Origin of the sequence: Brevibacterium sp. W7.2, assembly GCF_018137945.1 — a bacterium.
Lineage (GTDB): Bacteria > Actinomycetota > Actinomycetes > Actinomycetales > Brevibacteriaceae > Brevibacterium > Brevibacterium sanguinis.
In genome coordinates this window covers 2306671-2331239 of record NZ_CP073089.1, presented here as the reverse complement: position 1 = coordinate 2331239, position 24569 = coordinate 2306671, and the positions used below count along the sequence as shown (strand labels likewise).

Annotated in this window: 21 protein-coding genes; 16 read left to right on the top strand and 5 right to left on the bottom strand. The window is 67.2% G+C overall.

The genetic code is table 11. The features are described 5' to 3' along the window. The first annotated feature begins 12 nt into the window (after positions 1-12). Positions 13-708 (top strand): hypothetical protein, encoded by a 696-nt coding sequence (locus tag J9315_RS10470; protein ID WP_211977837.1) that lies wholly within the window; start codon positions 13-15, stop codon positions 706-708. Here the strand turns inward: J9315_RS10470 and J9315_RS10465 are convergent. The 3 genes from J9315_RS10465 to J9315_RS10455 form a co-directional block, all read right to left on the bottom strand. After that, complete coding sequence (locus tag J9315_RS10465) at positions 683-2137, bottom strand: FAD-dependent oxidoreductase (protein ID WP_211977836.1); 1455 nt, start codon at positions 2135-2137, stop codon at positions 683-685. The genes J9315_RS10470 and J9315_RS10465 overlap by 26 nt on opposite strands. A gap of 276 nt (positions 2138-2413) precedes the next feature. Beyond that, positions 2414-2755, bottom strand: coding sequence for a hypothetical protein (locus J9315_RS10460; protein WP_211977835.1), 342 nt, complete (start codon positions 2753-2755; stop codon positions 2414-2416). A 482-nt stretch (positions 2756-3237) separates the two neighbouring features. Beyond that, positions 3238-3885: a hypothetical protein gene (locus tag J9315_RS10455; protein ID WP_211977834.1), complete on the bottom strand. Its 648-nt coding sequence runs from the start codon at positions 3883-3885 to the stop codon at positions 3238-3240. A gap of 245 nt (positions 3886-4130) precedes the next feature. Between J9315_RS10455 and J9315_RS10450 the strand changes: the two genes are divergently transcribed. Then, complete coding sequence (locus tag J9315_RS10450) at positions 4131-5099, top strand: cytochrome c oxidase assembly protein (protein WP_211977833.1); 969 nt, start codon at positions 4131-4133, stop codon at positions 5097-5099. Between the two features lie 520 nt (positions 5100-5619). After that, positions 5620-8118, top strand: coding sequence for an HNH endonuclease signature motif containing protein (locus tag J9315_RS10445; RefSeq protein WP_211977832.1), 2499 nt, complete (start codon positions 5620-5622; stop codon positions 8116-8118). Positions 8119-8306: 188 nt separating this feature from the next. Here J9315_RS10445 and J9315_RS10440 read toward each other — a convergent pair whose 3' ends face one another. Continuing rightward, on the bottom strand, positions 8307-8891 hold the full coding sequence (locus tag J9315_RS10440; protein ID WP_211977831.1) for an HhH-GPD-type base excision DNA repair protein: 585 nt from the start codon (positions 8889-8891) through the stop codon (positions 8307-8309). 137 nt (positions 8892-9028) lie between these two features. Here J9315_RS10440 and J9315_RS10435 point away from each other — a divergent pair, with 137 nt between their 5' ends. The 11 genes from J9315_RS10435 to J9315_RS10385 all read left to right on the top strand — a co-directional run bounded on the left by J9315_RS10435 (position 9029) and on the right by J9315_RS10385 (position 19375). After that, positions 9029-9412, top strand: a complete 384-nt coding sequence (locus J9315_RS10435) for a YchJ family metal-binding protein (protein WP_249120884.1) — start codon at positions 9029-9031, stop codon at positions 9410-9412. A 199-nt stretch (positions 9413-9611) separates the two neighbouring features. Then, entirely contained in the window at positions 9612-10103 is a 492-nt protein-coding gene (locus tag J9315_RS10430; protein ID WP_211977830.1) for a DUF2087 domain-containing protein, read from the top strand. Then, a complete protein-coding gene (locus J9315_RS10425; protein WP_211977829.1) occupies positions 10100-11536 on the top strand; it encodes an MFS transporter in 1437 nt (478 codons plus the stop codon). Before J9315_RS10430 ends, J9315_RS10425 begins: the two co-directional genes overlap by 4 nt. A 57-nt stretch (positions 11537-11593) precedes the next feature. Beyond that, positions 11594-12103, top strand: coding sequence for a phosphoribosyltransferase (locus J9315_RS10420; protein ID WP_137825613.1), 510 nt, complete (start codon positions 11594-11596; stop codon positions 12101-12103). A gap of 37 nt (positions 12104-12140) precedes the next feature. Further along, positions 12141-13460 (top strand): carboxylesterase family protein, encoded by a 1320-nt coding sequence (locus J9315_RS10415; protein ID WP_211977828.1) that lies wholly within the window; start codon positions 12141-12143, stop codon positions 13458-13460. Between the two features lie 230 nt (positions 13461-13690). Beyond that, the gene (locus J9315_RS10410) at positions 13691-15712 is read left to right on the top strand and encodes a hypothetical protein (RefSeq protein WP_211977827.1); all 2022 of its coding nucleotides are present in this window, start codon (positions 13691-13693) and stop codon (positions 15710-15712) included. Between the two features lie 42 nt (positions 15713-15754). Further along, positions 15755-16357, top strand: coding sequence for an alternate-type signal peptide domain-containing protein (locus tag J9315_RS10405; RefSeq protein WP_198498517.1), 603 nt, complete (start codon positions 15755-15757; stop codon positions 16355-16357). A gap of 81 nt (positions 16358-16438) precedes the next feature. Beyond that, positions 16439-17041, top strand: a complete 603-nt coding sequence (locus J9315_RS10400; protein ID WP_211977826.1) for a signal peptidase I — start codon at positions 16439-16441, stop codon at positions 17039-17041. Continuing rightward, the gene (locus J9315_RS10395) at positions 17038-17646 is read left to right on the top strand and encodes an alternate-type signal peptide domain-containing protein (protein ID WP_211977825.1); all 609 of its coding nucleotides are present in this window, start codon (positions 17038-17040) and stop codon (positions 17644-17646) included. Before J9315_RS10400 ends, J9315_RS10395 begins: the two co-directional genes overlap by 4 nt. Continuing rightward, positions 17643-18329, top strand: coding sequence for a hypothetical protein (locus tag J9315_RS10390; protein ID WP_211977824.1), 687 nt, complete (start codon positions 17643-17645; stop codon positions 18327-18329). The genes J9315_RS10395 and J9315_RS10390 overlap by 4 nt, the downstream gene beginning before the upstream one ends. Further along, on the top strand, positions 18326-19375 hold the full coding sequence (locus tag J9315_RS10385) for a hypothetical protein (RefSeq protein WP_211977823.1): 1050 nt from the start codon (positions 18326-18328) through the stop codon (positions 19373-19375). The genes J9315_RS10390 and J9315_RS10385 overlap by 4 nt, the downstream gene beginning before the upstream one ends. 64 nt (positions 19376-19439) lie before the next feature. On the opposite strand, the gene J9315_RS10380 is transcribed toward J9315_RS10385, so the two are convergent. After that, entirely contained in the window at positions 19440-22211 is a 2772-nt protein-coding gene (locus J9315_RS10380; protein ID WP_211977822.1) for a LuxR C-terminal-related transcriptional regulator, read from the bottom strand. Positions 22212-22436: 225 nt separating this feature from the next. On the opposite strand from J9315_RS10380, the gene J9315_RS10375 reads away from it, so the two are divergent. Together J9315_RS10375 and J9315_RS10370 are read left to right on the top strand one after the other, a co-directional pair. Next, positions 22437-23519, top strand: a complete 1083-nt coding sequence (locus tag J9315_RS10375) for a winged helix DNA-binding domain-containing protein (RefSeq protein WP_211977821.1) — start codon at positions 22437-22439, stop codon at positions 23517-23519. Between the two features lie 77 nt (positions 23520-23596). Continuing rightward, positions 23597-24514, top strand: coding sequence for a diacylglycerol kinase family protein (locus tag J9315_RS10370; RefSeq protein ID WP_211977820.1), 918 nt, complete (start codon positions 23597-23599; stop codon positions 24512-24514). The last annotated feature ends 55 nt before the right edge of the window (positions 24515-24569 follow it).

The window sequence follows — 24569 nt, the reverse complement described above, 5'->3', positions numbered from 1 at the left end:
GGTAGGATGGTGGTGACTCCGACGGAAGGCCCGGCGATGACCCTGCGACCCCTGACCACCGGCCTTCTCGCGCTGACCGTGGTTCTCAGCGGCTGCTCGGCGATGCGGGTGAGCACGAACGAGGGTGATTCCGCGCCCGTGAAGGTGGGTGTCGGCGATGGGTCGACGTCGACGCCGACCGCGGAGTCCGGTGTCGGGGCGATTCCGCCGGGGATGACGGAGCAGGCCATCGACGTGGGGCAGTCGTGTCCGGTGCCCATCGCGATTGCGATGGATGACGAGTGGAGCGACTCGACGGGATACGACGGGTACCGCCTCTTCGAGCGCGGGCCCGGCGCGCTCATGACGGTCAACTGCTATGAAGACGACGACATCACTCCGGCCGACGTCGTGAAGTCAGCGCAGGACGCGACCTTCGACTCGGCAGGATCCCAGATGTCGTCGGAGAAGACCGGGCAGGTGACCGGGGGAGAGTACTGGACGTTCACAGGCACTCTCGGCCCTAATGACATGCGGTCGATCGAGTCGTCGGAGTCACTGATCTACGGGTTGGCAGCCGGTGTGCAGGTGGAGGGCCGACAGTTCAAAGTGACGCTGGAGATGGTCGTCAAGAGCGAGGATCAGGCCACCGCTGACGTTTTCGCGACGATGCTGCCGACGGTGCGTCTGGCCGACGAGAATCTCACTCCGCCGCCGGGGCTGAACTGACGGTCGCTCCGGCCCGGCGCTGAGCCTGAGGTACGGCGTCGAGCGCGACGGCGGGGACGGACTCGTCGGGGCGAGCGGTCGCCGCGTTACTGCCGGCCGCCTCGGTGCCGGCTGCCTGAGCGCTGAGGTTCTCATGATTGGTCCTCTCAGCGGTGTCGGCAGGTGGTTCCGCCGTTCGACCGTCCGCAGTCGCAGTGGAAGGTGCGGGACTCTGGCCGGCCGAGCCGCCGTCAGCGGTGGTCTCGAGGCGTTTGAGGAGTTCGCGGGCGGCGATGCGACCGGCGCGGGTTGCGCCGATCGTCGAGCTCGCGGAACCGTAGCCGACGAGGAAGATGCGGTGATCGTCTCGGACGGCCACCTCGGTGTCCATGGCGATGCCGCCCTCGCGGGTGCGCAGGTGGAGGGGTGCGAGGTGGTTGAGGGCGGCGCGGAATCCGGTGTTCCAGAAGATGACGTCGAATTCTTCGATGCGCTCCTCGGGGAACGGTTGCCACGACTGGGGGAGGGCGAGACGGTCGCTGTGGGAGGGGCCGAGGCCTTCGGAGGTCACCGCCTCCTCGGCGGGCCGGGCCGGGAAGTGCACGCCGTGGGGGAGGATCTCATCGAACATGCCACGGGAGACGAGGACTCCGGATTCGACGCCGTCGAGGAATTCGCGGCGCAGCGGCAACCCGGTGGTGCGGACGACGCTGGCCGGGGGGAGTCCGGCGAGGGTGCGGGAGCGCACCGCGCGTTCGACCTCGAGTCCCCAGTTGCCGTCGAATTCGCGGGCGGTGAAGTTCGGTGGACGGCGGGTGGCCCACAGGGTGTCGGTGACGGTGGCGAGTTCGAGGAGGAACTGGGTGGCGGAGATGCCGCCGCCGACGACGAGAGTGCGCAGGCCGCGGAAGTCCTCGACCTCCCGGAACTGGGCGGTGTGGAGCTGTTTGCCCTCGAATTCGGCGATCCCGGGTACGTAGGGGACGTAGGGGTGGGTCCAGGTGCCCGTCGCGTTGATGAGGTAGTCGCTTGTGAGGTGGACGCGTTCGCCGTCGAGCATGACGGTGAGTTTGAGCGGTCCGGCACCGGCGTCGTCCGAGGTCACGTGGGCCACCTCGGCGGGACGGACGACGCAGAGTTCGAGTTCCTGCTCGTAGCGGGAGTAGTAGTCGGTGACGATCTCGGATGCCGGCACGGATGGGTCGGGGGCGCCGAGGGGGAAGCCGGGGAGGTCGGCGATGTGATTCGTCGAACCGAGCGTCAGGGATTCCCAGCGCTGCCGCCAGGCACCGCCGGGGCCGTCGCTGGCGTCGAGGACGATGAAGTCCCGACCAGGTTTCAAACCATCGCGCCAGAGGTAGTGCGCGGCCGAGAGACCGGCCTGACCTGCGCCGATGATGACAACGCGCCAGTGTGAGTCGACGAGCAACTCGGTGAGTCGGCAAACCATGGCGATAGTCTCTCAGGGAGCCTTGAGGTTTTCCTGTGTGAATTGGCGACGATTCGGCAGGTGCGAACGGAGGGAGATCGCGCGGGGGAACGGGCGGCGATTCAGCAGGTGTCGTGGGAGGGTCGGGGGCGACTCCACTTCAGTCGTTTTGCGGTTTCGGGCGCGTGGCGTACTGCGGGTTTCGGGCAGGGGGAGTTCTGCGGGTGCTGGGTGCGCGGTTGAGCACGAACTGATTTGCGCTGCAGGTCAATTGCGGTCAGTTCAGCTGCAGTCGAGTCAATTGCAGTCCGGACCATTCGGATTCGCATTGCAGTCCTCGTCGACGAGGTAGCGGTGAAATCGGTAGACGTCGATGGTCAGCTCGTTGCTGGCGACATAGGCGTAGCCGTCGATGGGGATCCAGGGTCCGCCGTCGACGGAGAATTCGCCGGTGAACGTCGTCGTCATCTCGACGGTGGTCGGTCCGACCTCTTGGAAGTCGTGGCCGATCTCCGGCTTGTCGCCGGGCTGCGGTTTCGAGCCCTTGGTTGTGGTCGTCGCGCCGGTGCCGTCGCCGAAGTTCCAGCTGTACTTCTCCGGAGTCACCTTCACCTGCACGGAGTAGGTGAGGAGGGTCATGTCGATGTAGCTGACGTCGGCGTTCGTCCAGAAGGCGGCGGGTTTGCCGATGACCGCCCAGTCCTTGGGCCAGGCGTGAATGGTCGGCGCGGGGATGTCGAATGTCTGGAACTGCGATTCGGGAATCTCCGTCGGCGGTGCTGGTCGCGCCGGACCTCCTCCGCCCCCTCCGCCACCGCCTCCGGGCAGGTCAGCGCAGATATAGCCGAGCTCTTCGTAGACGCAGTCCGGCCGCCCGTCACCGTCACCATCGCCGGAACCGCCGCCTCCGGATCCGCCTCCGCCGGAGCCCCCGCCTCCTCCGGAGCCTCCTCCGTCACCGCCGCCTCCGCCGGGTGGACCTGGGGGAGCGGGTGGTTGGACTATGCCACAGTTTCGTTCATTGAGCGCGTCGCAACCGGGTCCCTTGGCCGCTATCGATGTGGGCGAAACAGTGATCGCCGCTACAAATACTGCGATGAAGACGGCCAGGGACTTAACGATTACTCGCACGACTTGCTCCACAGTTCCTGGTTAGTGATAACCCATCCTGAGTCCTTCTCAGTAGCGGTATGCCTGATCGTTAGGCTCTGTGGCGATTGAGACGGTAACGGCTCGCCTAGTTTTACTACTGCCCGGTTAGAATCGTTTGAGCAGTAAAGAAGCGTGACCTCGTTCGATCCGGCTTCATCCTGCTTCAGTTTGACTTCATCGACACGAAGGTCGAAGTAGTCGTATTCCCCGGCCATATACTCCCCGTTCTTCTTTAGCTCGTTCGCGCTGCTCTCTAGAGCCTCGAGCGAACTGTCGGCGGCGTACTTATCGACTCCTTCCATATCTTCACCGCCAGAGCTAAATACACGGTTCATCGTCTCGATGTACCCCTCGAACGCCTCCAGCGCCCCATCGACCGCCTTCTTCTCGTCGTCGGTGAGGTCGAGGTCGGTGGTGTATTCGGGGACGGTCGGCGTCGACGCTCCGGCCGAGGGATCTGCCGCAGGAAGAGTCGACGTCGGCGCTGCAACCGGAGAATTGTCCTCGCACCCCGAGATGACCGCGCCGACGGCGGCCACAGCCGCGATTGCGGCAACCGTGCGGAGATGGCGACGGATGGTGGTTCGACGAGCTGGTGTAGCGATTCCGGTTCTCATTCCACGCCTCTGTGGTCCGTGATGCTGACACTGCGGTTCGTGCCGACGGCACCTCTGATGGCCAGGCGCCAGGGTGTCCCACATTATGCGAGAACTCACGGATTGAGAACAGACGCAGTTGAATCTGTGGATAACCTGCTCACGAGTCGGCTGTTCACTCGCCGGCTCTGACAGGGGAGTAACCTAGTCGTCAGACCTACTCGCTGAGACAGCGAGACCCGTGTGAGATAGGTGCCGTACGCAACATGACTGACCTGGCGTGGATTCCGACCGCAACGCCGTCCCTGAAAGCATTTCTCGGCTTCGACCTGCAGCCGATACCCGTCATACCCGTCATCGCGGGTCTCGTCGCTCTCGCCTACGTCATCGGATGGATCCGTCTCGCCGTCCAGAAGCGCCCGTGGCCGGCATGGCGGGGGATCCTCTTCCTCATCGGCTGCCTGCTCCTCGCCGCGACCATGGGACTCGCGATCGAAGGCTACGGCCAGGTCATGTTCTCGGCCTTCATGTTCCAGCAGATGACCCTCATGATGGCCGTGCCGCCGCTGCTCCTCCTCGGCGCTCCCGGAACGCTCCTGCTCCGCTCGACACCGCGGAATCTGCCGGGCCGGATGGTCCTGAGAACGGCCATCTTCGGCCTGCGATCGTGGCCGGGCAAGATCATCGTCCACCCGCTGTTCTCGATCCCGCTGTTCCTCGCCCTCTTCTATGGCCTCTATCTCTCCGACGCCGCGAGCTGGGTCTTCAACCAGGGCATCGGCGTCCACATCGCGCTCGAACTCGTCTTCCTCTTCACGGGAATCGTCTTCAACGCAACGCTCATCCCTGCCGACCCGCTTCCCGTCCCCGAATCGCACGTCGTCCGCATCTTCCATTCCTTCATGGAGGCCGGTCTGCACGCGTTCTTCGGTGTCATCGTCATGATGGCGGCGCTGCCCTTGGTCGATCGGTTCGCCCAACTCCCGCCGAGGTGGGGGATCGACCCCATGGAAGATCAGAAACTCGCCGGTGGGATTGCGTGGGCGTACGGCGAGGGTCCTGCCGTCATCATTCTCCTCATCATCCTCATCACGTGGTTCCGTCAGGAGTCGAAGAACAACAAGATCCGTGACCGTGAAGTTGCGATGCACGGCGACAAGGAGCTGGACGCCTACAACGACTACCTCCGACAGCTCGCCGAGAGTGAGGGCCGCGGCTCGACTGCCGAGCGCTGAGTTCGCGGGTCGGCCGTTGAGCGCTGACTGAGTCTGCGCCTCGACTGCCAAGCGCTGAGTTCGCCGCTCGATTGCCGATCGCTGGGTTAGCGGCTCGACCATGGGCCATTGTTCGATCGCCGGTCGTTATTCGACCGGCGGGCATTGTTCGACCCGCGGTCATCGTCCGACCAGCGGTGCTTACTCGTCCAGCATTCATTGCCCGAACCGCCGTCGTCAACGGTCGGCGCGTACTGCTGTCACGAGCCTGGCAGACGTCTCTCGTGTGGACGTGTCTGTTGTGTGGTCGTGTCTGTGCCGACCTGTAGCGTTGACCCACCCCGGCGCACACGAACCTCTGCTGACACAGATGTCGCGACACACATCGGCACTGAGACAACACTGCTTGCTCTAGGAATCGAAGCACCTAGAACACCGAAAAAATAGTCGAACAAAAAACAAAGAAACATCTTGACACACTCCACACAGGTGTATAATAGGTCACAAGACATGGACAATGGCGAATGGACCCCTGAGCACCATGACTCTCACCCCGAGCCGCAAGCACCCCACCCCCGGCAACGACGCCGCGGGTGCGCATACGGGCGGGCCTTCGGCGCCGGAGTCCTCCCCATGTTCTGGTGACACCCCGAACGCCGAGTCGCTGTTCGATCAGCTCACCAACGCCGGCATCGACCTCACCGGACACCCCCTCGCCGACACTTTCGCCGGCCTCGCCTCCGCCCCACCCGCCGAGGATCCCGAACCCGAGCCGGAGAGCACCTACTTCGATAACGTCGACGACGACAGTGATGACAATGCCGTCGACGGTAGTGATGCTGACCAACTCGGTTCCGCCGGTGCTGACCCTACGAGCGCCAACGGGCGTTGCAACGAGCCTTCTGGCTACGACGATGCCACCGGTGGTGCCTACGATGCCGCAAACGGTCCCGTGACCGAGCATGACCGTCCTGTGGCCCGCCGCCACACCACTGATGCCGCCGGTGGGGATTCGACTCCGACGGATGCCCCGTCAGTCGAGGACGAGGAACAGCGCCGCGCTGAGACCGAGATCGCTGAGATCGCTGCGGCGGCTGCCGCGTTGGACGGGGACACCGACGTGCCCGCCTGGGTGAGCCGACACCCCCTCTTCACCGGCAGGGCGTGGGCGGACCTGTCCGCGTTCGCCCCGGAAGTCACCACCGGCATCACCACCCTCATGCACCTCGATGCCCAACTGCGGTCCTTCGACAAACCCATGGGACCCGACGAGGCACTCCTCCTCGTCGACGGGGCCGAAGCCCTCTCTCGGGTCTCGGAAGCCCTGTCGATCCTCGCCCTGTCCGTCTACGACCGGGTGGGGACACCGGCGGATACGGGGGCGAAGGACACGAAGTCCCTCATCCAGGACCGACTCAACCTCACCCGGACAGAAGCCCACCGGCGGGCCGAGATGGCCAAGAACCTTGGTGGGCGGGTGGATCTGGCCGGGCAGGCCCTGAAACCCTTGTGTCCCGAAGTCTCCGAAGCCCTGCACACGGGTGCGTTGTCGGCGGGGCAGGCGAAGACCATTGATGACTGCCTGGCCGCCCTGCCTGACTGGGTGAGTGCCGAGCAGCGGGCGGATGTGGAGAAACGCCTCGTCGCCTATGCGCCGACGGTGCGGGTGGCTGATATTCGTGCGATCTTTAATCGGATGCTGGGGTATATCGACCCGGATGGGAAGAAACCGGTCGAGGAGACTCCGCGCAGTGATTATGCGGTGACGATGCGACCGAAACGCAATGGTGACTGGGTGCTCAATGGTCTCCTCGACCCTGTTTCGGGGGCGGCGTTGAACGGGTTGCTGACCTCGCGGATCAAATCCGCGAACGAATCCACCCCAGACCAGGACACAACCCACACCGACAGTGACGGCAGTGCCTTCGGGGCACTCGCCGACTCCGATGGTTCGGGTGCCTGCGGGAACCGTGGTGACGGTGTCGTCGGAGCACCTACTGATGACGGTTGCGCTGACGGTGATCACGGTGGTGGCGACAGTGCTGTCGGAGGTCAGGAGTCTCTGTTCGACGTTGTCGATTCCGTGCTGCACGGTGACCGGTTCGACGCACCCCTACCGACCGTCGGCCAGGCCCCAGCCTGGGACCGAGCAGACACAGACGTCACCACTAGCTCCAACGGCACTACCGACCCCAACGGCCCACGCGTCAATGGGATAACGAACCCTGACAGCTCTGCCGGCGCGGACACCCCCGACGGCGCTGCCAACCCCGCCGGCTCCAACCCCGGCGAGGCGGCCGGTGAGTCCGGGGACAGTGAGTTCCTCGTGGGTGTCGGGGTGCGTGCTGACGGGTCCCGGGTCGATCTGACCGCTGAGCAGCCGACAGCCAGGGCGTGGATCTATGAACGGTTCGCGACTCTGGTCTCGCGGATCAGCATGGACCAGGCCGGGTCCGGGACTCCTTACGCGCTCGTCGTGACCGCGACGGCTGAGGATCTGGCCCACGGCACCGGGGAAGGCACGACCGGGGTTGAGACGCCGATCCCGATCGGTGAACTGCAGGCCCGGGGGTTGCAGGGGCAGGTGTTCTTCCATCTGGTGTCTCAGAAGGCGAAAACGGTGCAGGTGCTCACGGAGAAACGGTTTGCCAATAAGCAGCAGATCGCGGTGGTCACGGCCCGTGACAAGGGGTGTACGTTCCCGGGGTGTGATGCCCCTCCGGGGTGGTGTGATGCCAATCATGTGATCCCGCACGCCCGGGGAGGGTTGACGGAGATCAACAATCTGGCTCTGGCGTGCAGTGCTCATCATCATCTGATGGACCGGTCGGAGTGGGAGATGCGGATGATGACCAATGGGCGCCCTGCCTGGGTGCCACCGGCATCGGTCGATCCTGCCCGGGAACCGATCTTCCATCCCCGGTTCCTTGCCGAGGACATCATGAGCACTCTCTTCGACGACCTCAGTGGCACGGGCGGGCCTGATGATGCCGGTGGGGGTGAGTCGGGTGCGAACGGGTCGAGTCGACCACCCGACTGACCGGGCCAGGGGACAACTGTGCCCGAACCCAACTTGTAGCTGTGAACCTGTGGCTGTGGAACCGTCGTCTCAACGGCACCGCAGCCGACCAAGCCGCCGTGGAACAATCACCCGAGCGACACCACAACTGACCACGCCGCCCTGGAAATGTCAGCTGGCCGAGAACTGCCGTCGACGGGAACCCGACTCTACTTCGCTGCCTTCTCGGCCTTCGCGGCGGCCTTGGCCTGCTTCTTGAATGCTCGGACCTCTTGGAGAGTTCCCTCGTCGACGACATCGGCGATCGAACGACGGCTGCCATCCTCACCATAGACACCGGCTGCCTCGCGCCAACCAGGTGCCGTGAGACCGAACTGCTTGCCGAGAAGCGCGAGGAAGATCTTCGCCTTCTGCTCCCCGAAACCGGGCAGATTCTTCAAACGCTTGAGCACCTCGGCGCCGGTCGGCTCTCCACGGGTCCAGATCGCCGCGGTGTCACCGTCGTAGTCGTCGACGATGGCCTCAGCGAGTTTCTGCACTCTGGCGGCCATCGACTTCGGGAACCGATGCACGGCAGGCTTCTCCGCGAACTTTTCGAGGAATTCGTCCGGGTTCATCTCCGCGATCTCGGCGACGTCGAGCCTGCCCAGGCGCTCAGCGAGCTTCGCCGGACCAGCGAACGCGACCTCCATCGGGACCTGCTGATCGAGCAGCATGCCTGTGAGCAGAGCAAAGGGATCCTCGGCGAGGAGTTCATCGGACTTGGGATCACCGGAGAGATAAACGGTCGTCATCCCTCCATACTGGCACGCCAGCTCGTGGCTGGCACGTCCGAACACCACGAAGCGTGGGCAGTGGGCATCCGAACACCATGGAGGTGCGGGCACTCATTGTCCACTACTCTTCAGTGACCTCCCGATATCATCGAGCCATGACCTGCCCCTGCTCCGGAATGCCACCTGGTGCCAGCTTCGACGAATGCTGCGGCCCCGCCCTCGACGGCCAGCGTTGGCCGACGACCGCCGAGGCGCTCATGCGGTCCCGCTTCACCGCCTTCGCCACGAAGAACGCCGATCACCTCTTCCGCACCTGGCATCCGCGCACCCGCCCGGCCGACCTCGGGGTCGACGACCTCGTCGCCTGGACACGACTCGACATCGTCGACACCACCGGCGGCCTGGAGAACGACGACACCGGAACGGTGCACTTCCGCGCCCACTACCGCGACAGCCTCGGCGACCACATCCTCGAGGAGAACTCCGCTTTCGTGCGCCGGGCCGGCCGCTGGCTCTACCTCGAACCTGTCGCTGACTGACTGCACAGTCAAACTCACGTGCGCCGAGCATGACCTATACTCGTGCTCAGCGGCGCATCCGACGCCCAGCCCGGTCTGGCACCCCAGCACACAGACCATCCGGCGAAGGGGAGAACATCCTCGGATCGACCCGTCAGCGGTGAACTCCTGACCGGGCATTGAGCTGGGGCAGCGTTCGGTCGGCAGAGGACTGACCACCATGACGAAGAACAGCGACTTCAAATCCCTCGTGCGCGAACGCATGGCGCAGACCGGGGAGAACTACACCTCCGCCCGCGCCGCCCTCCTCTCGCAACGGCTCCTCGGCCCCGCCTCGGCGGCGAACTCCGACCCTGCGCACCTCGATCCCGAACTCGCAGCCGCGCTCGACGCCTTCCGCGCGAAGACGCGCCGCACATTCATGCCGCACGGGCGACTCACCGCCATCCCGATGAAGCGGCGCGCGCTCGTCGTCCTCCTCCTCGACATCCGCGACACCGTCGACAGCGACCGGATCTACACGGAGAAGGAGATCAACGAGCACCTCAAGCAGTTCCACGCCGACTTCGCCCGCCTGCGACGCGAGCTCATCGACTACCAGTACCTCGAGCGCAATCCGCACACCGGGGAGTACTGGCGGACCGACACTCTTCCCGAACGCCGAGGGAACATCAGCCAGGAAGCGGGGCCTCTCGAACAGCTCCCGCGATGACCGCACCGAGAGCCACGAGGCGCTTCCGCTCGGCCCGCTTCGCAGGCGTCTTCACCTCATCGTTCAGCGGTGACCTCGCCGCCGCCTCCACCTCCGTCGCAATACCCCTGCTCATCGTGGGCCCGCTCGGCGCCGATGACGGCGTCGTCGGCCTGGCTGTCGCCGCCGACGACATCGGCTGGCTCATCGTCGGACCCATCGCCGGGGTCCTCATCGACCGTCACGGATTCCGACGCCTGCTGCTGACCAGCGCAGCCGTCCGCTTCACCGCATTCGTCGCGATCGTCAGCCTCGCCTTCGCCGGCGTGCTCCACCCGGCAGTGCTCATCGGACTGCTCGTGGCGGTCAGCATCGCCAGCGTCTTCTTCCTCGTCGGCTCACCGAGCCTGCTCGCCACCGGCATCGACCCCGACGACCTCACCACAGCCAACAGCGCCCTGACGTGGAGTCAGTCCGTGGCGATGATCCTCGGACCACCGCTCGCCGGTGCGCTCATCGGGGTCGCGAATCCTGCCGCCGCCCTGCTTGTCACCGCGCTGGGCTACCTCGTCTCGTTCGTCCTGCTCGCGGTGGTGCTCCACCGTTGGGACGTGCCTCGGCAGGGAAGGAACGACCGTGAGACGGCAGTCAATCACACCCGAGACGAGGAAAGCGACACCCGAGACGAGGAAGGCGACACCCGAGACGGGGACAGCAACACCCGAGAAGACGACAGCGATCTCCGCGCGAAACACCGCGATCCTCGGCTGGGGACGCAGGAAGGAACCGAGGACGAGCGCCCGCGCCGACGGCTCGCCGCCGGTCTGATCGCCGACGTCCTCACCGGATGGCGATACCTCCTCAGCCGCACCGACGTCATGCGCATGGTCGCGAGCGGAGCCCAATTCAACCTCGCGCTGAGCATGCAGCAGGCCGTCATCGTCGTCTACCTCCTCTCACTCCCCGGCTTCACCGCCTCCCTCATCGGCGTCGCGCTCGGCGCCGCCGGGTTCGGCGGAGTCTGCGCCGCCATGGCCGCCGACCCCATCGCCCGACGCTTCGGTGAGGGCCGTGTCGTGTTCTGGTGCGTCCTCGGCGGCACCGGTCTCGGCCTCCTCATCCCACTGACCGCCTCGGTGCCGGGAATCGTCTTCCTCGTCCTCGGCTGCTTCGGACTCAGCGTCGCCACCGTCGTCTTCTCCGCGATCACCGGCGCCTACCGCCAGCGGACGATCCCCGTCAGCCTGCTCGGCCGCGTCACCGCCGCGAGCCGCCTCGTCTCCTGGGGCATCGCACCCTTCGGGGCCTTGGGCGGGGGAGCGATCGCCGCCCTGGCGGGTCCGTGGTGGGGCCTGGCCGCCTCGGCGCTGATCTTCCTCGGATCGGCAGGGTGGCTGTGGGGAATCAAATGGCAGATCAGCGACTCAGGCGCGTATCCTGAGATTCCCGATTGAGCCAACAGAGCACCCCGAGCTCGAGAATCCCAGCACACCGACGCACAAGGAGCACCCATGGGCCAGGCCTACCACGCCGATTCGACCGATCTCACCGACAAGGAGATCCTCAGCTGGGACACCTTCGGCCAGTCGGCCAGGGATCTCGCGCAGACCATCGCGGATTCCGACTACGATCCGGAGATCGTCATCGCGATCGCCCGCGGCGGCCTTCTGCCCGCCGGTGCCCTCGCCTACGCCCTCGGCCTCAAGCTCTCCGACGCGATCAACGTCGAGTTCTACACCGACGTCGAGGAGACCCTGCCCGACCCGATCCTGCTCGCCCCGATGCTCGACATCGAGGCGATCAAGGGCAAGAAGCTCCTCGTCGTCGACGACGTCGCCGACTCCGGACGCACCCTGGCCCTCGTCCTCGAACTGCTGAAGAAGAACGGCGCCGAGGCGCAGTCCGCTGTCATCTACGCGAAGTCCGCCTCGATCGTCGACCCCGACTTCGTGTGGAAGCGCACCGACCAGTGGATCGTCTTCCCCTGGTCCGCCGAACCCCCGGTCGAGCCCTCGAAGTAAGCCGATCTCGAAGCGACGTTTGCAGGACCGGGCAGCGATGAGTGCGCAGACGACGACGGCGCGGATCGACATCTCCGCACCGTGCGGAACCGTGCGCGCGGTCGTCGATGACGAGATCATCCGCGCCCGCGGAATCCGCTACGCCCGTGCCGAGCGCTTCGCCCCACCGGTCGACGAACCCGCCGTCGACACCATCGACGCGACGCGCCCGGGACCGGCGAGTCCGCAGCACCGCATCGACCCCAACGCCGAGTTCCGGTTCGACCAGATCGGCGGCCTCGCCACCAGCGAGGACTGCCTTCGCGTGAGCGTGACGATGCCGGCAGACGCCCTCACCTCCGAGGAAGCGCTGCCCGTCCTCGTCTGGATCCACGGCGGCGCCTACGTCTCCGGCGCCGGGGACGCCGAGATCTACGACCCCCGTGCACTCGTCACCGAGCAGCGCCTCATCGTCGTCTCCGTGACGTACCGCCTCGGCGTCCTCGGCTATCTGGGCCAGGGCCGGCCCGAGCACTCGAACCTCGGCCTCCTCGACCAGATCTCCGCGCTGCGCTGGGTGCAGAGGAACATCGCCTCCTTCGGAGGTGACCCCGACAACGTCACGATCGCCGGCCAGAGCGCCGGTGCTGATGCGTGCGCCCACCTGATGATCGCCGAGGCGACCGCCGGCCTCTTCTCGCGCGTCATTATGGCCTCGGCGCCCTTGGGGCTCTCCGGGGGCACCGAATCGATGAACTGGGCCATGGCCCGGGTCGCGCAGCGCATCCCCACCGAGGCGAGCGTGCCCGAGATCCTCGCCGCCCAGGACGAGGTCCACAAGGCCGCGCTCGTCGGCGGCCTCCACGCAGGCATGTGCTTCGGCGTCCACTACGGCGACTACCCGCTCCCGTCCCGCGCGGAGGCCGCCGACGCGTGGCAGCGCGTGGCACCTGAGTATGACGTGCTCATGACCCGCACCGAACGCGAGATGGCCTTCTTCGCCGGATTCGTCCCCGCCTTCCACCGCCTCCACGAACGCCGGCTCACCTCCCCGATGCTCGAATCGCTCATCTCCGGGATCACCTCGGCGGTCTACACCCGCGCGGCGAAGGAGTTCTACGACCGCCACCGGATGTCGGGCGGACAGGGCTCCCGCCTCCTCATCGTCTCCCGCGGGGACGGCAGCTTCTTCGACGCCGCCCACTCCGGTGACCTGCCGCTGCTCTTCCCCGGTCCCGTATGGGACTCGAGCTTCCTCGACTACGGGACCACCGCCGAGGTGGCCGGACCTGAGCTGCGCCGGATCTGGGGACGCTTCGCGAGAACCGGATCGCTGCCGCGCGTTCCCGTTCCCGGACTCATCGACATCCTCGGCTGAGTCGCCGGGCAGCCGGATCCGGGCACGTGGCCCCGCCCGATTCCAGGCCCCGTACTCCGCCTAGGTGCGACCTCCGTCACTGCGGCAGCGAAGTCTGAGAACGGGCTCGCAGAAACCCCAGCGAAACCCAACACTTTCCCAACATCCAACCCGTCCATTCGGCCAGGGTGTTACGCGCGTGCGATTCCTACACTCGAACAGTTGCCTCCCCACACTGCTCGAGGAGAACCGTGAGAGACCAGCATGGATTCGCGCCCAGGCTCACCCGCGCCTGCGTCATCATCGCCACGATCCTGGTGATGATGTTCTCTGCCGTTCCCGTCGCCCACGCAGACCCCCAGGGCGAGGATGCAGCACCGACCCCCTCGCAGTCCCCGACCCCCACCGAGGCCCCGGCACCGGCGTCCGACGAGCCCTCTGAAGAGACAGAGGCTCCCTCGCGAGCGCCGCGTGCCGTGGCCCCGCAATCGGTTCCCACCCCCTCCGGCAACAATGCCGTGATCACCGTCAAAGTCGGCGGAGACCGCACCGCAGCGAACTCCGTCTCCGGACTCGCCGGCGTCACTCTGCGCCTCTACGACGGCGACTCCCGTGGGCCGTCGACCCCCGTGCGCGACAGCTGGGCCACCTGCACCTCAGATGGAGACGGCGACTGTTCGTTCACCGTTCCCGAAACCGGCCAGACGCGAGTGTGCTTCATTCTCTGCCGCTGGGACGACCAGGCGAACCGCAACAAGCAGTTCTGGGTCGTCCAGGAATCGTCGCCGAACGGTTGGTCAGCCAACGACAAGCTCGTCATCGGCTCAGCCTCGAGCAATTCGGCTCAGCAGTACACGTTCCGGACGGGCACTCAGCTGCGTGCGGGCAGCACCTACCGCTCCGGTTCGGAATTCATGACGTCCGGGTCGCGATCGAACACCACGAACTCGACCGGCACCTGGCAGAACAGCCGCACCAATCCGGCATTGGAGGCCTCGTGCACCGCCGGGTTGCGCGTCGCACTCGTCCTCGACCTGTCGGGATCCGTCGAGACCTCGGGAGCACTTGGCACCCTCAAGGACTCCGCGAAGGGGATGGTCGACGCCCTCAAGGGAACGAACTCCTCGATGGCCCTCTACACGTTCGCCTCCAACGCGCCGCGCGACTCCACCGATAGCGGTCGCAACTGGCCCTCGATGTCGATCGACCCCGGTGACAACGCGAACACGATCAAATCGCGGATCGACGCCTATGCCGCAGGCGGCGGCACCAACTGGGACAGCGGTCTGTGGCAGGTCGCCAATGCCAACGAGCAGTACGACCTCGCCGTCGTCGTCACCGATGGTCTGCCGACCTACTCCTCTGGCAACACCTCGACCTACGGCAACGTGACGAGCTTCGACGAGATCGAAGCCGCGATCTACTCCGCCAACGCCATCAAGGCCGGTGGCAGCCGCATCATGGCTGTCGGCGTCGGCGACGGCATCCAGGGCGGCGTCGAGAACCTCGCCGCGATCTCCGGGCCCGCTGGCTACAGCGACGGCGGATCGATCAACGACGCCGACTACTTCCAAGCCGGGTGGGAAGACCTCGCGATCCTCATGGAAAACGTCGCCAAGGGCGCCACCTGTCGAGCGGACATCGAGATCGTCAAGCAGACCCTTCCCTACGGAGCCGACAGCACCGCTCCCGGAGGTGCCGGATGGACCTTCGGGGTGACCGCCTCGGCGCCGGGGACCCTGCAGCAGGACAGCCGGCAGACGACCGGGGAGAACTCGACTGTCGGCTACCAGGTCCGCTTCTCCACGCCGAAGCCCGCACAGAAGTCGAGCGTCGACATCGAGGAGATCCTCACCGATGCCCAGACGGCCGACGGCTGGACGATCGACGCCGTCGACTGCACCGTCAACGGCGCCAAGGTCAGTGTCGACAAGAGCGACATCAGCCTCGACGTGACCTCCGGGGACACCGTGAAGTGCACCGTGACGAACAAGCAGACTCTCGTGCCCGGAGTCTCGATCGAGAAGAAGGCATGGGACACCCCGACTGCCGACGGACTCGACGGAGCGACGGAGATCCCTGCCGGGGACACAGTCACCGACGGCACGACGATCACATGGACCTACCTCGTGACGAACACGGGAAAGACCCCGCTCGACGGCATCAGCGTCGTCGACGACAGACTTCCGGGCACCGCAGTCACATGCCCGAAGGCCAGCCTGAACCCAGGCGAAACCATGACCTGCTCCGCCTCCGGCGCAGTGACCAAATAAGACAGCGCAGCCTCGCAGCAGCCACCTCATAAGGAGAGAACAGTGAAGAAGCAGACCCTCGGAATCATCGCCGGAGCGGCCGGAGCAGCCCTGCTCCTCGGCGGCGGAACCTTCGCCCTCTGGTCCGACAGCGCCGAAGCCGACGGCGGACAGATCACCGCCGGCAACCTCGATGTCGCCGTCACCGAATCCGGCTGGCAGGACATCTCGGCCGACCGCGCCGACAGCCCCCACGCGATCGACCTCGCGACCTTCAGGATCATCCCGGGGGACACCGTCCAGGGCAAGTACGGCGTCGATGTCGGCCTCGAAGGCGACAACATGGTCGCGAAGCTCCAGCTCGCCGGCGGCGGAGAACTCGAAGGTGCCCTCGCCGAAGGCCTCAGCCTCACCTACACCGTCGAGGATGCCAACGGTCAGCAGATCGCCTCGGGTGACAACGCCGGCGTCGAGGTCACCCTCGTCTCGCCCGACAACACCGCGCCCGGCTCCAACCAGGTCGCTGCCGGCACGGCCGTCGACGGCACCGCCGACTTCAACGTCGTCGTCACCGCCGAATTCGACGAGTCCACCCCGAACCGGGAACTCGTGCAGCAGCAGGCCGCCCTCGCCGGGTCGACCATCCAGCTCAACCAGGACCGCTGAGCCGCGGCACAACTGACACACCGCGCCGCGGAGACGCGGCACAGCTGAGAGACGCAGAGAACACACGAAGAGGAGAGCACCATGGCCCGGACCTCGGGATTCGCACGCGGACTGTCGTCCGGCGTGTTCGCCATCCTCCTCATCGGCTTCCTCGCTCTCGCCGTCGCGGTCGGCGTCGTTCCGAAGGTGATGAACGGCGCGGCGCTGACCGTGCTCACGGGTTCGATGGAACCCACCTACGAACCCGGCGACATCGTCGTCTCGGTGCCCCAGGACCAGTACCGCATCGGCGACCCGGTGACGTTCCAGCCCCGCTCGAACGATCCCATGCTCATCACCCACCGCGTCGTCGCCGTCACCGACTCCGCGGACGGCCGCACCTACGTCACCCGCGGTGACGCCAACGGCGACGACGACGAACCCATCGTCGAAGCACAGGTGATGGGCAAGGTCCTCTACTCGATTCCCAAGCTCGGCTACGTCCAGCAGGCAGTCGGCGGCAACAAGGGTCTCCTCGTCGCCGGCATCGGATTCGTCCTCATCGCCTACGCCGCCTACGCCCTCGTCTCCGGCGCGTTCGAACGCCGGCGCGAGAAGAAATCCGAGGCGATGATGTCGGCAGCCGAGGCAGGCCCAGCGACGCTCGAGAACTCACGCACCCCCGAGACGGAGAAGACGACATGACGAGGACGAACTGGCGACTGCCGCTCCTTGCCGCCGGCGTCCTGCTCGCCGGAACCGCAGTCGGCAGCGGCACCATGGCACTGTGGAAGAACACGGGCACTGCCGCACCAGCAGCGATCGTCTCCGGAAACCTCGACGTCACCGCCGGTGAGACCACGTGGCGGGAGACCTCACCGGACGTCACCGACAGCGGCCGGACGATCGATCCCGACACCTTCCTCGTCCGTCAGGGCGATTCCGTCGCGATGACCCAGGACTTCACCACCCACCTCACCGGCGACAACATGGTCGCCGACATCACCGTCACCTGGTCGGACCCGGCTGCTCTGCCCGACGGGGTGACGGCGAGCTACGAAGTGCTCGACGCGACCGGGAATCGCCTCGGCGAACCCGCACCGATCGGCACCGTGACCACCCTGGACGACCCCAGCGAACTCCTCGTCACCGATGACGCGGGACGCACCGACGACTTCGCCGTCCGCGTCACCCTCGACTTCGCCGACCTGTCCGACCGATTCGGCGCCGAGAGCCCCGTCCAGGTCGCCGACCTCGGACGCTTCGCCTTCACCCTCGACCAGACCCGTGAGGAGGGAGACCGACCATGACGAAGCAGCGCACGGCCGTCGTCCTCAGCGCGTTCGCGGCCCTCGGCATCCTCATCGGCGCAGGCGGAACCTCCCTCGCCCTGTGGTCGGACACCGCCCACGGCGACGGGGAGATCGCGAGCGGCTATGAATACTTCGCGGCCGGCCGCGTCGACGACGTTCAGCCGGCCAACGACGGGCGCGTCACGGTGGGCATCGGTCCCGCCGATGCCGAGACCCTCATCCGCGACGGCGAAGTCGCCATTCCCCTCCAGACGGACTCGCTCAGCCAGGGCAACAAGGGCCTGCGCTATGAGCTCACGCCGCCCGCGTGGTCCGACGGCATCTTCGGCGCCTCCGACGTCATCGTGTTCCCCGTCAGCGCACCCGGCGACTGCACCGTCGCCAACGCTCCCGCCGCACAGGGCGAACTCACCTCGACCCCGGTGAGCGCCGACTACTCGGACACGACGACCCCGACGACCGAATACTGGTGTGTCACGGCGACGCTGACCGACAACGGCACGGTCGGCGAGTACGAGAACACCGCGACCGTCACCGCTGAGGATCCGGCAGGCACCGAGGTCGAGGCGAAGGACTCCTGGAAGGCGACGGTCGGCCTCGGCCTCGACCCGAAGAAGGAACCGACCCACGAGATCACGTTCGCCTACGAGACCTTCCGGCCCGGGGGTGAGCAGCCGTGACGCGCACTCGCCTCCTCGTGGCCGGAGCCGCCGTCCTCGCGACGGGCCTCTTGGGCGCCGGCACGCCTGCGGTCAGTGCAACCGCTGTCAGCGCACCAGTGAATTCTGCTTCCGTCGCCGGGCCGACGGGACTGAGCGAGCCGACCGGACTTAGCACGCCCAACACAACGATCACTGCAGCCCGAGGCAGCGCCGCCGGTGTTGACTACATCGCCGCGAGCGCTGACTACAGCAGAGCCATTCAGCTCTCGTGGGACGGCAGCAGCTTCAGCGACGCGACGACGGAGAGCTTCGTCGGCTTCCCCGTCACCGTCCCCGGCGACTCGACCTCTCGCACCATCATGGTCCGCAACGACGGACCCACCGACGGAACACTGACCGTGAGCATCGTCGACGTCGAACTGCTGACCCCGACGATCGACGACGACTTCTACTCGGACCTGCTCATCGACTGGCAGACCGGTCGGTCGTCGATCCGGGACCTCGAGAGCGCAGGCACGACGCGGATCATCGAGATGCCGCTGCCCCAGGGGGAGACGACCCCGGTGACGATCGGCTACGACTTCCCCCGCGAGGCGACCTCGGGCAACAAGTCCAACGTCGGTGAGCGGCAGGGCCGGTTCGACGTGCTCTTCCAGCTCGGCGGTGACGACGCCGAGGCGGACGCCGGGTCGGCCGGGTCCGCCGGAGCGGCGACGGACGGCAGCTCCGATTCCGGTGGGCAGTCCGACGCGAGTGGTCGGTCCGACGCCGTCGCCGACTCCGATGCGGCGGCGAACTCGAACGCCGGAGCCGACTCGAATGCCGGAGCCGACGCTAACGCGCGAGCCGCTGCGGCCGGTTCAGCGAACTCAGGCGGCAGCGCCTCGGCGGCCGGTGGCGGCGGCGCGAATGCCGATGGCAGCGGCTCCGATGCCACTGGATCCGCCGACGGCGGATTCCTCCCGCGCACCGGTGGGGCGATGTGGTGGATGGCCGTCCTCGGTGCCGTCATCGCCGGTGCCGGTGCCGCCATGGTGCGGTTGGTCCAGCGTCGCAGCAGCTGAGCTTGCGCACCTGAGCTCAAGCTCTGCCCAGGAGCGCGACCCGCGCCGCGGAACCGGCAGCAACTCACCGGAACATCCGGGCCACCTCGCTGCGCCGATTGAGCTGGAGTTTTCGCAGCAGATTCGACACGTGATAGCGCACGGTCGCCGTGGCGACGAACAGTTCCGCAGCGATCTCCTGGTTGCTGCGTCCCTGAGCGAGGAGGCGACCGATCTCCAGCTCCCGGTTCGTCAGTGATGCGAGCAGATCCTGTTCGCTCTCGGCGACCGTGCTCAGGGCATCCCGGATCCCCGGCTCGTACGCTCCGGCACCGATCCTCCGCACGATCGCGAGCGCCTGATCGAGCGCCTTCCTGGCCTCCTCGCTCCGCCCGAGACCGGCGAGGACGACACCGTAGTCGCGCAGGGTGAGCGCCCGGGGCAGAGGGAACCGGTCGTCGTTCAGTGCCGCCTCGAAGCAGCGGAGCGCCTCGGCGGCGGCATCCGACCGGTCGGACGCCGTCTCAGCAGCCACAGCACCAGCAGCATCGCCACCGGTCAGACCGCTACGAGCGACGATCCGCCGGGCGCGCAGCCAGTCGACCGACCCCCAGTACGGCTGCCAGCTCGTGCCCTCCATATCCCCGAGGCGGTCGATGAGTGCGTCGGCCTCGGCGAAGCGTCCGAGGTCGAGGAGCGCATGAGCCCGATAGTTGAGGAACCCCCGCTGGGTCCCGATGAGGCTCTTGACCTTCTCCGGGGCGGACGCTGCGAGCACGCGTTCGGGATCACCGTGGGCGCGCGCCCGCTCACACGACGCCGTGATGACCATGTCCGCGGCATACGGCTGCCACTGCATGCTCGTCTGCCGGTCGGTCTGCGCCTCGAGATCGATGAAGTCCGGCACCCCGCGTGCCGCGTTGAGCCACGCATGGAGACCCGACAGCGGCAGCCGGGTCTCGACGTCGATCGTGCTGCCGCTCGACTCGGTCGCGGAGAGGACGAGTTCAGCCGCCTCGTCGAGCGACCCGGTCAGCGACGTCGCATGTGCATGGAGGAGGCGCACCGTCCCCGCGCCCCACGGCTTGACGACGGATTCGAGGAGTCCGACGCCGATCCCGGCAAGAGTCCGGGCCCGACCCACCTCGCCGATCGTCATCGCGACGACTGCGAGCGGAGTGAGCGCGTCGACCTTGAACGAACTCGGCTCGAGAGCGAGCACCCGCGGGACGAGGGCATCGAGTTCGGCGATGACGGTCGCCCGGTCGGCCTCGAGGACGAGCTGGAGGAGCCGGTAGGTCTCGAGCACCATCGTGCGCTCCTGCGGCGCCACCATCCAGCGGATCCCCGGGCGGGTGAGCTCCGCGGGGTCATGCGGGGCGCGGGCGATCGTCGCGAGCGCGGCGTCGATGACCGGACTCAGCCGCCCGAAGTCCCGACTCCGGATGACCTCGACGACGGAGAGGTAGGCGGCATACGACTGGAGGGTGCGCACGTCCGGGTCGTCGGTCGCCTCGGCGAGGAACCGTTCGAGCCGCTCCCGCGGGAACTCCTGATCCTTGCGGTGGGCGAGCATCGTGAGGATGATGCATTCGCGGACCGGGCACTCCGGCAGCGCTTCGACCTCGGGCAGCAGGTCGAGCACGGCGTAGACCGTCTTGCCGCGCATGTTGAGCAGCGCGAGCCTGATGAGCATCGTCTGCCGCGCCTCACCGGTGGCGATGTCGAGGCTGCGGCGCATGACGTCGTTGACGGCGGCGTAGCTGCGCGCGGCCACGGATTCGGCGATGAACCCGTCGACCGCCGCGGCGAGCTCATCCGTCCACTCCTCGGCACCGCTGAGCGCGTACCACATCCGGCGGAACCCGGTCGCCGACGGTGCCAGTGCGCGGTAGATCGCCTGGGCGCGCTCCCGCGGCAGCATCTGCCGCACGGCATGGGCGATGAGCGCGTGACGCGGTGCGATCGTCGCCCCGAACCCGGATTCCGAGAGCACCGAGGCGGCGACGGCGGGATGAATGTCGGCGGGTTCGCCGAGGCGGTCGGCCACCTCGGCGACGATGTACGGAGCGAGTTCCGTATCGGCACAGCACACGATCTCCACGGCGAGTCGGGCGGCGGGGGAGAGGCCGAGGACCGGAGCGAGCAGCGGATTGTGCTCGGGGTCGACGCCGCGGATCGGGATGTCCCAGAGGAGGTGGAGCTTGTTGCGCTCCTGCGGGGTGATGCGGCGGAAGATGCTGTCGATGCCGAGGAAGGATCCGCCGGTGGCGTTGCGCAGCGATTCGGCGGTGAACGCTGAGATCGATGCGCCGAGGAGGTCGACGGCCAGCGCCTGGATCTCTGCGATCGTCAGCGGCTCGAGGACGATGTTCTCCCCCTGCGGGGACGACTCGGCGAGGTCGGCGATGAACGAGACGGGGGCGCCGTGGACGTCGGGCAGTCGACCGGCGACGACGATGAGGTAGCCCTGCCGCATGATCCGGGGCACGAGGTAGCGGAGCACGAGCCGGGATTCGACGTCGATCCACTGGGCGTCGTCGACGAGGACCGTCTGCAGCGGGGGCCGCTCATTGTCGGTGAGTTCGGCCATGATCTCGCGGGCGACGTCGAGCGGCGCCCGGGAGCCGTCGAGGATCCGGAACGGGGCGAGTCCTGTGCTCAGGAGCCGTTCGACGAAGCTGAAGGGCACATCCTTCTCGAACTCGTCGGCCGTGGCGAAGGCGACCGGTGACGTCCTGAACATCGTCTCGCCGATCCGGCGCAGCAGCCACGTCTTGCCGGTTCCCGCGAAGCCGGTGAGCATGCAGAGCATGCCGCCTTCGGTCACGGCCCGGGCGCAGATGTCCTCGACCATTCGCTCGCGTGCTCTGATCGGACTCAATGTCACTGGGGATTCCTCCGTCGTGGGGGAGCTGTCGTGGGGGAGCGCTGTCCTTCCATGATCGAACAACCGTTCACTATGTGTGAAGTGAAACGCCCTGACCTCGGCATTCCGTTATCCGACCGTAATCGGTGCTCTCTCCGACGTTATCCCATGACGGCGGTCATCCACTTTCCGTGCTCACGCTACGCTGAGGGCATGGACATCGCACAGGTCTCGGCGGCGCGCATGATCTCCTCGGGTCTCGTCGGGGCCTGCGGTGATGATCCCGCCGAGGTGGTCCGCCGTCTCGCGTGCATGCAGGCCCAAGCGCTGCCGGGAGCCCTCGTGTCGGTGGCGCTGCGCACCGCCTCGCAGTCCCTGCCCGCGGTGCGCGCAGCGATCGAGGACGGCCGGGTGGTGCGGACGTGGACGCAGCGCGGCACCCTTCATTTCGCCGCCGCCGAGGACGTCGGCGGGATCCTCGCCCTCACCGCGCCGCGGCTGCTCAAGGCCCAGGCCGATCGCCGCGATCATTTCGGCGTGAGCGAGCCGATGCTCGAGCAGGCGGCCGAGCTCGCTGAGACCGCGATCTCCGCGCGCGGTCCCCTCGGCCGGGACGACCTCCTCGCCGAGTTCGCCCCGCTGCTCGAGGGCGTCGCTGAGGCCGACGCCTACGGTCGGCAGCGCTATCTCCTCACGACGCTGTCGATGCAGGGCCTCCTCGTCCAGTCCGGCTTCACCGCCGGCGGCCAGGAGATGAGCTACGCCCTGCGCGACCGCAGTGCAGATGCAGCGATCGACACCGAGGCGGCGCTGCGCCGGTGGCTGCGCCGCTATGTCGAGAGCCACGGCCCGGTCACCGTCGACGATGCGGCCCGGTGGACGGGTCTGCCGAAGACGCCCGTCCGCGCCGCCCTCCGCGCGCTGACCGACGAGGGCGCCATCGTCACCGCGACGATCGATGAGCGCGAGCACGTCCAGGCTCCCGATCTCGACGACCGCCTCGGCGAGTGGGAGGCCGCCAGCGGCACGCTCCTGCTCCTGCCCGGCTTCGACGAACTCATCCTCGGCTACAAGGACCGCAGCCAGACGCTCGCTCCGGCTCACGAGAAGGCTGTTGTCCCCGGCGGCAACGGGATGTTCAAGAACACCGTCATCGACGGCACCCGGGCCCGTGGGACGTGGAAGCGCTCACCGCGGAAGACCGGACCGCGGGTGGTCATCGAACCATTCACGGGCGAGACCGTCGACCTCGCCCGCGCCGAGGCGGCGGCACTGACCCATCCGGCGTTCGGCTGAGCGAGCGGTGAGGGAGAGAGCATGCGCGGTGGCACGGGAGAGGCCGGGTCCACGCGGCCGCGGTTGAGGAGGCGCACATGAGACTGGGGATCATCGTCAATCCGCTCCACGCGCGCACGCACCGCGCCCATCACCGGCTGACCACCCTGCTCGATCGCGTCCACGTCCGGTACCGCACGGTGTCGACGTCTGCCGTCCGGCCGGGTGCCGAGCAGGCGCGGGAGCTGGCGGACTGGGGTGCGGAGGCGGTCGTCGTCCTCGGCGGCGACGGCACCCTCCGGGCGGCCGCCCCGGCCCTGGCGATCGCGGATCTGCCGACGCTCATCATCCCGACGGGAACGGCGAACGTGTTCAGTCGGGCGCTCGGCGTGCCGAACGCCCGCGCCGGCCTCGCTCTCTTCGAGGAGTACCTCCTCGGAGCGGCGCCGACGACGGGAGTGCCGATCAGCCTCGCCGAGGGCATCGATGCCGTCGGCGCGCACCGCCACGAGCACTTCCTCTCCCTCGCCGGGATCGGCGGCGATGCCCACGCCGTCGCCGGTCACCGGCGCGAATGGGGTCTGCTCGGCTATGCCCGCGGGGCCCTCGGCGCGCTCTTCGCGCCGGAGATCGACGCGCGGATCGACGGAGAGGCGCTGCGCGTCTGGTCGGTCATGGGGGCGAAGGCCGCCCGCCCGGCCGGGCCGATCCCGGTGTTCCCCGGCGCCGAGGTGACCGGTGAGGACCTCGAATTCCTCGCCGTCGTCCTCGCCGCCGACTCACCCGTGAGCCGGGTGGGAGCGTGGGCGGGCATCGGCACGGCCTGCGTGCGGGGGCACCCCGAACGCGACGAGAACATGCGCTACTGGACGGCGCGATCGGCCCGGATCTCCGTCGCCGAACCCGCCCCGGTCCACCTCGACGGGGACCACCTCGGCGAGTTCAGCTCACTGCGGATGAGCACCGGTGACCTGCTCCTCGACGTCGTCGTGCCGGTCGCGCACGCGACCGACTGACGCAGCTGCTCGCACCGCACAGGACCGACTGATGCTGCCGCCGGCAAACGGGGAG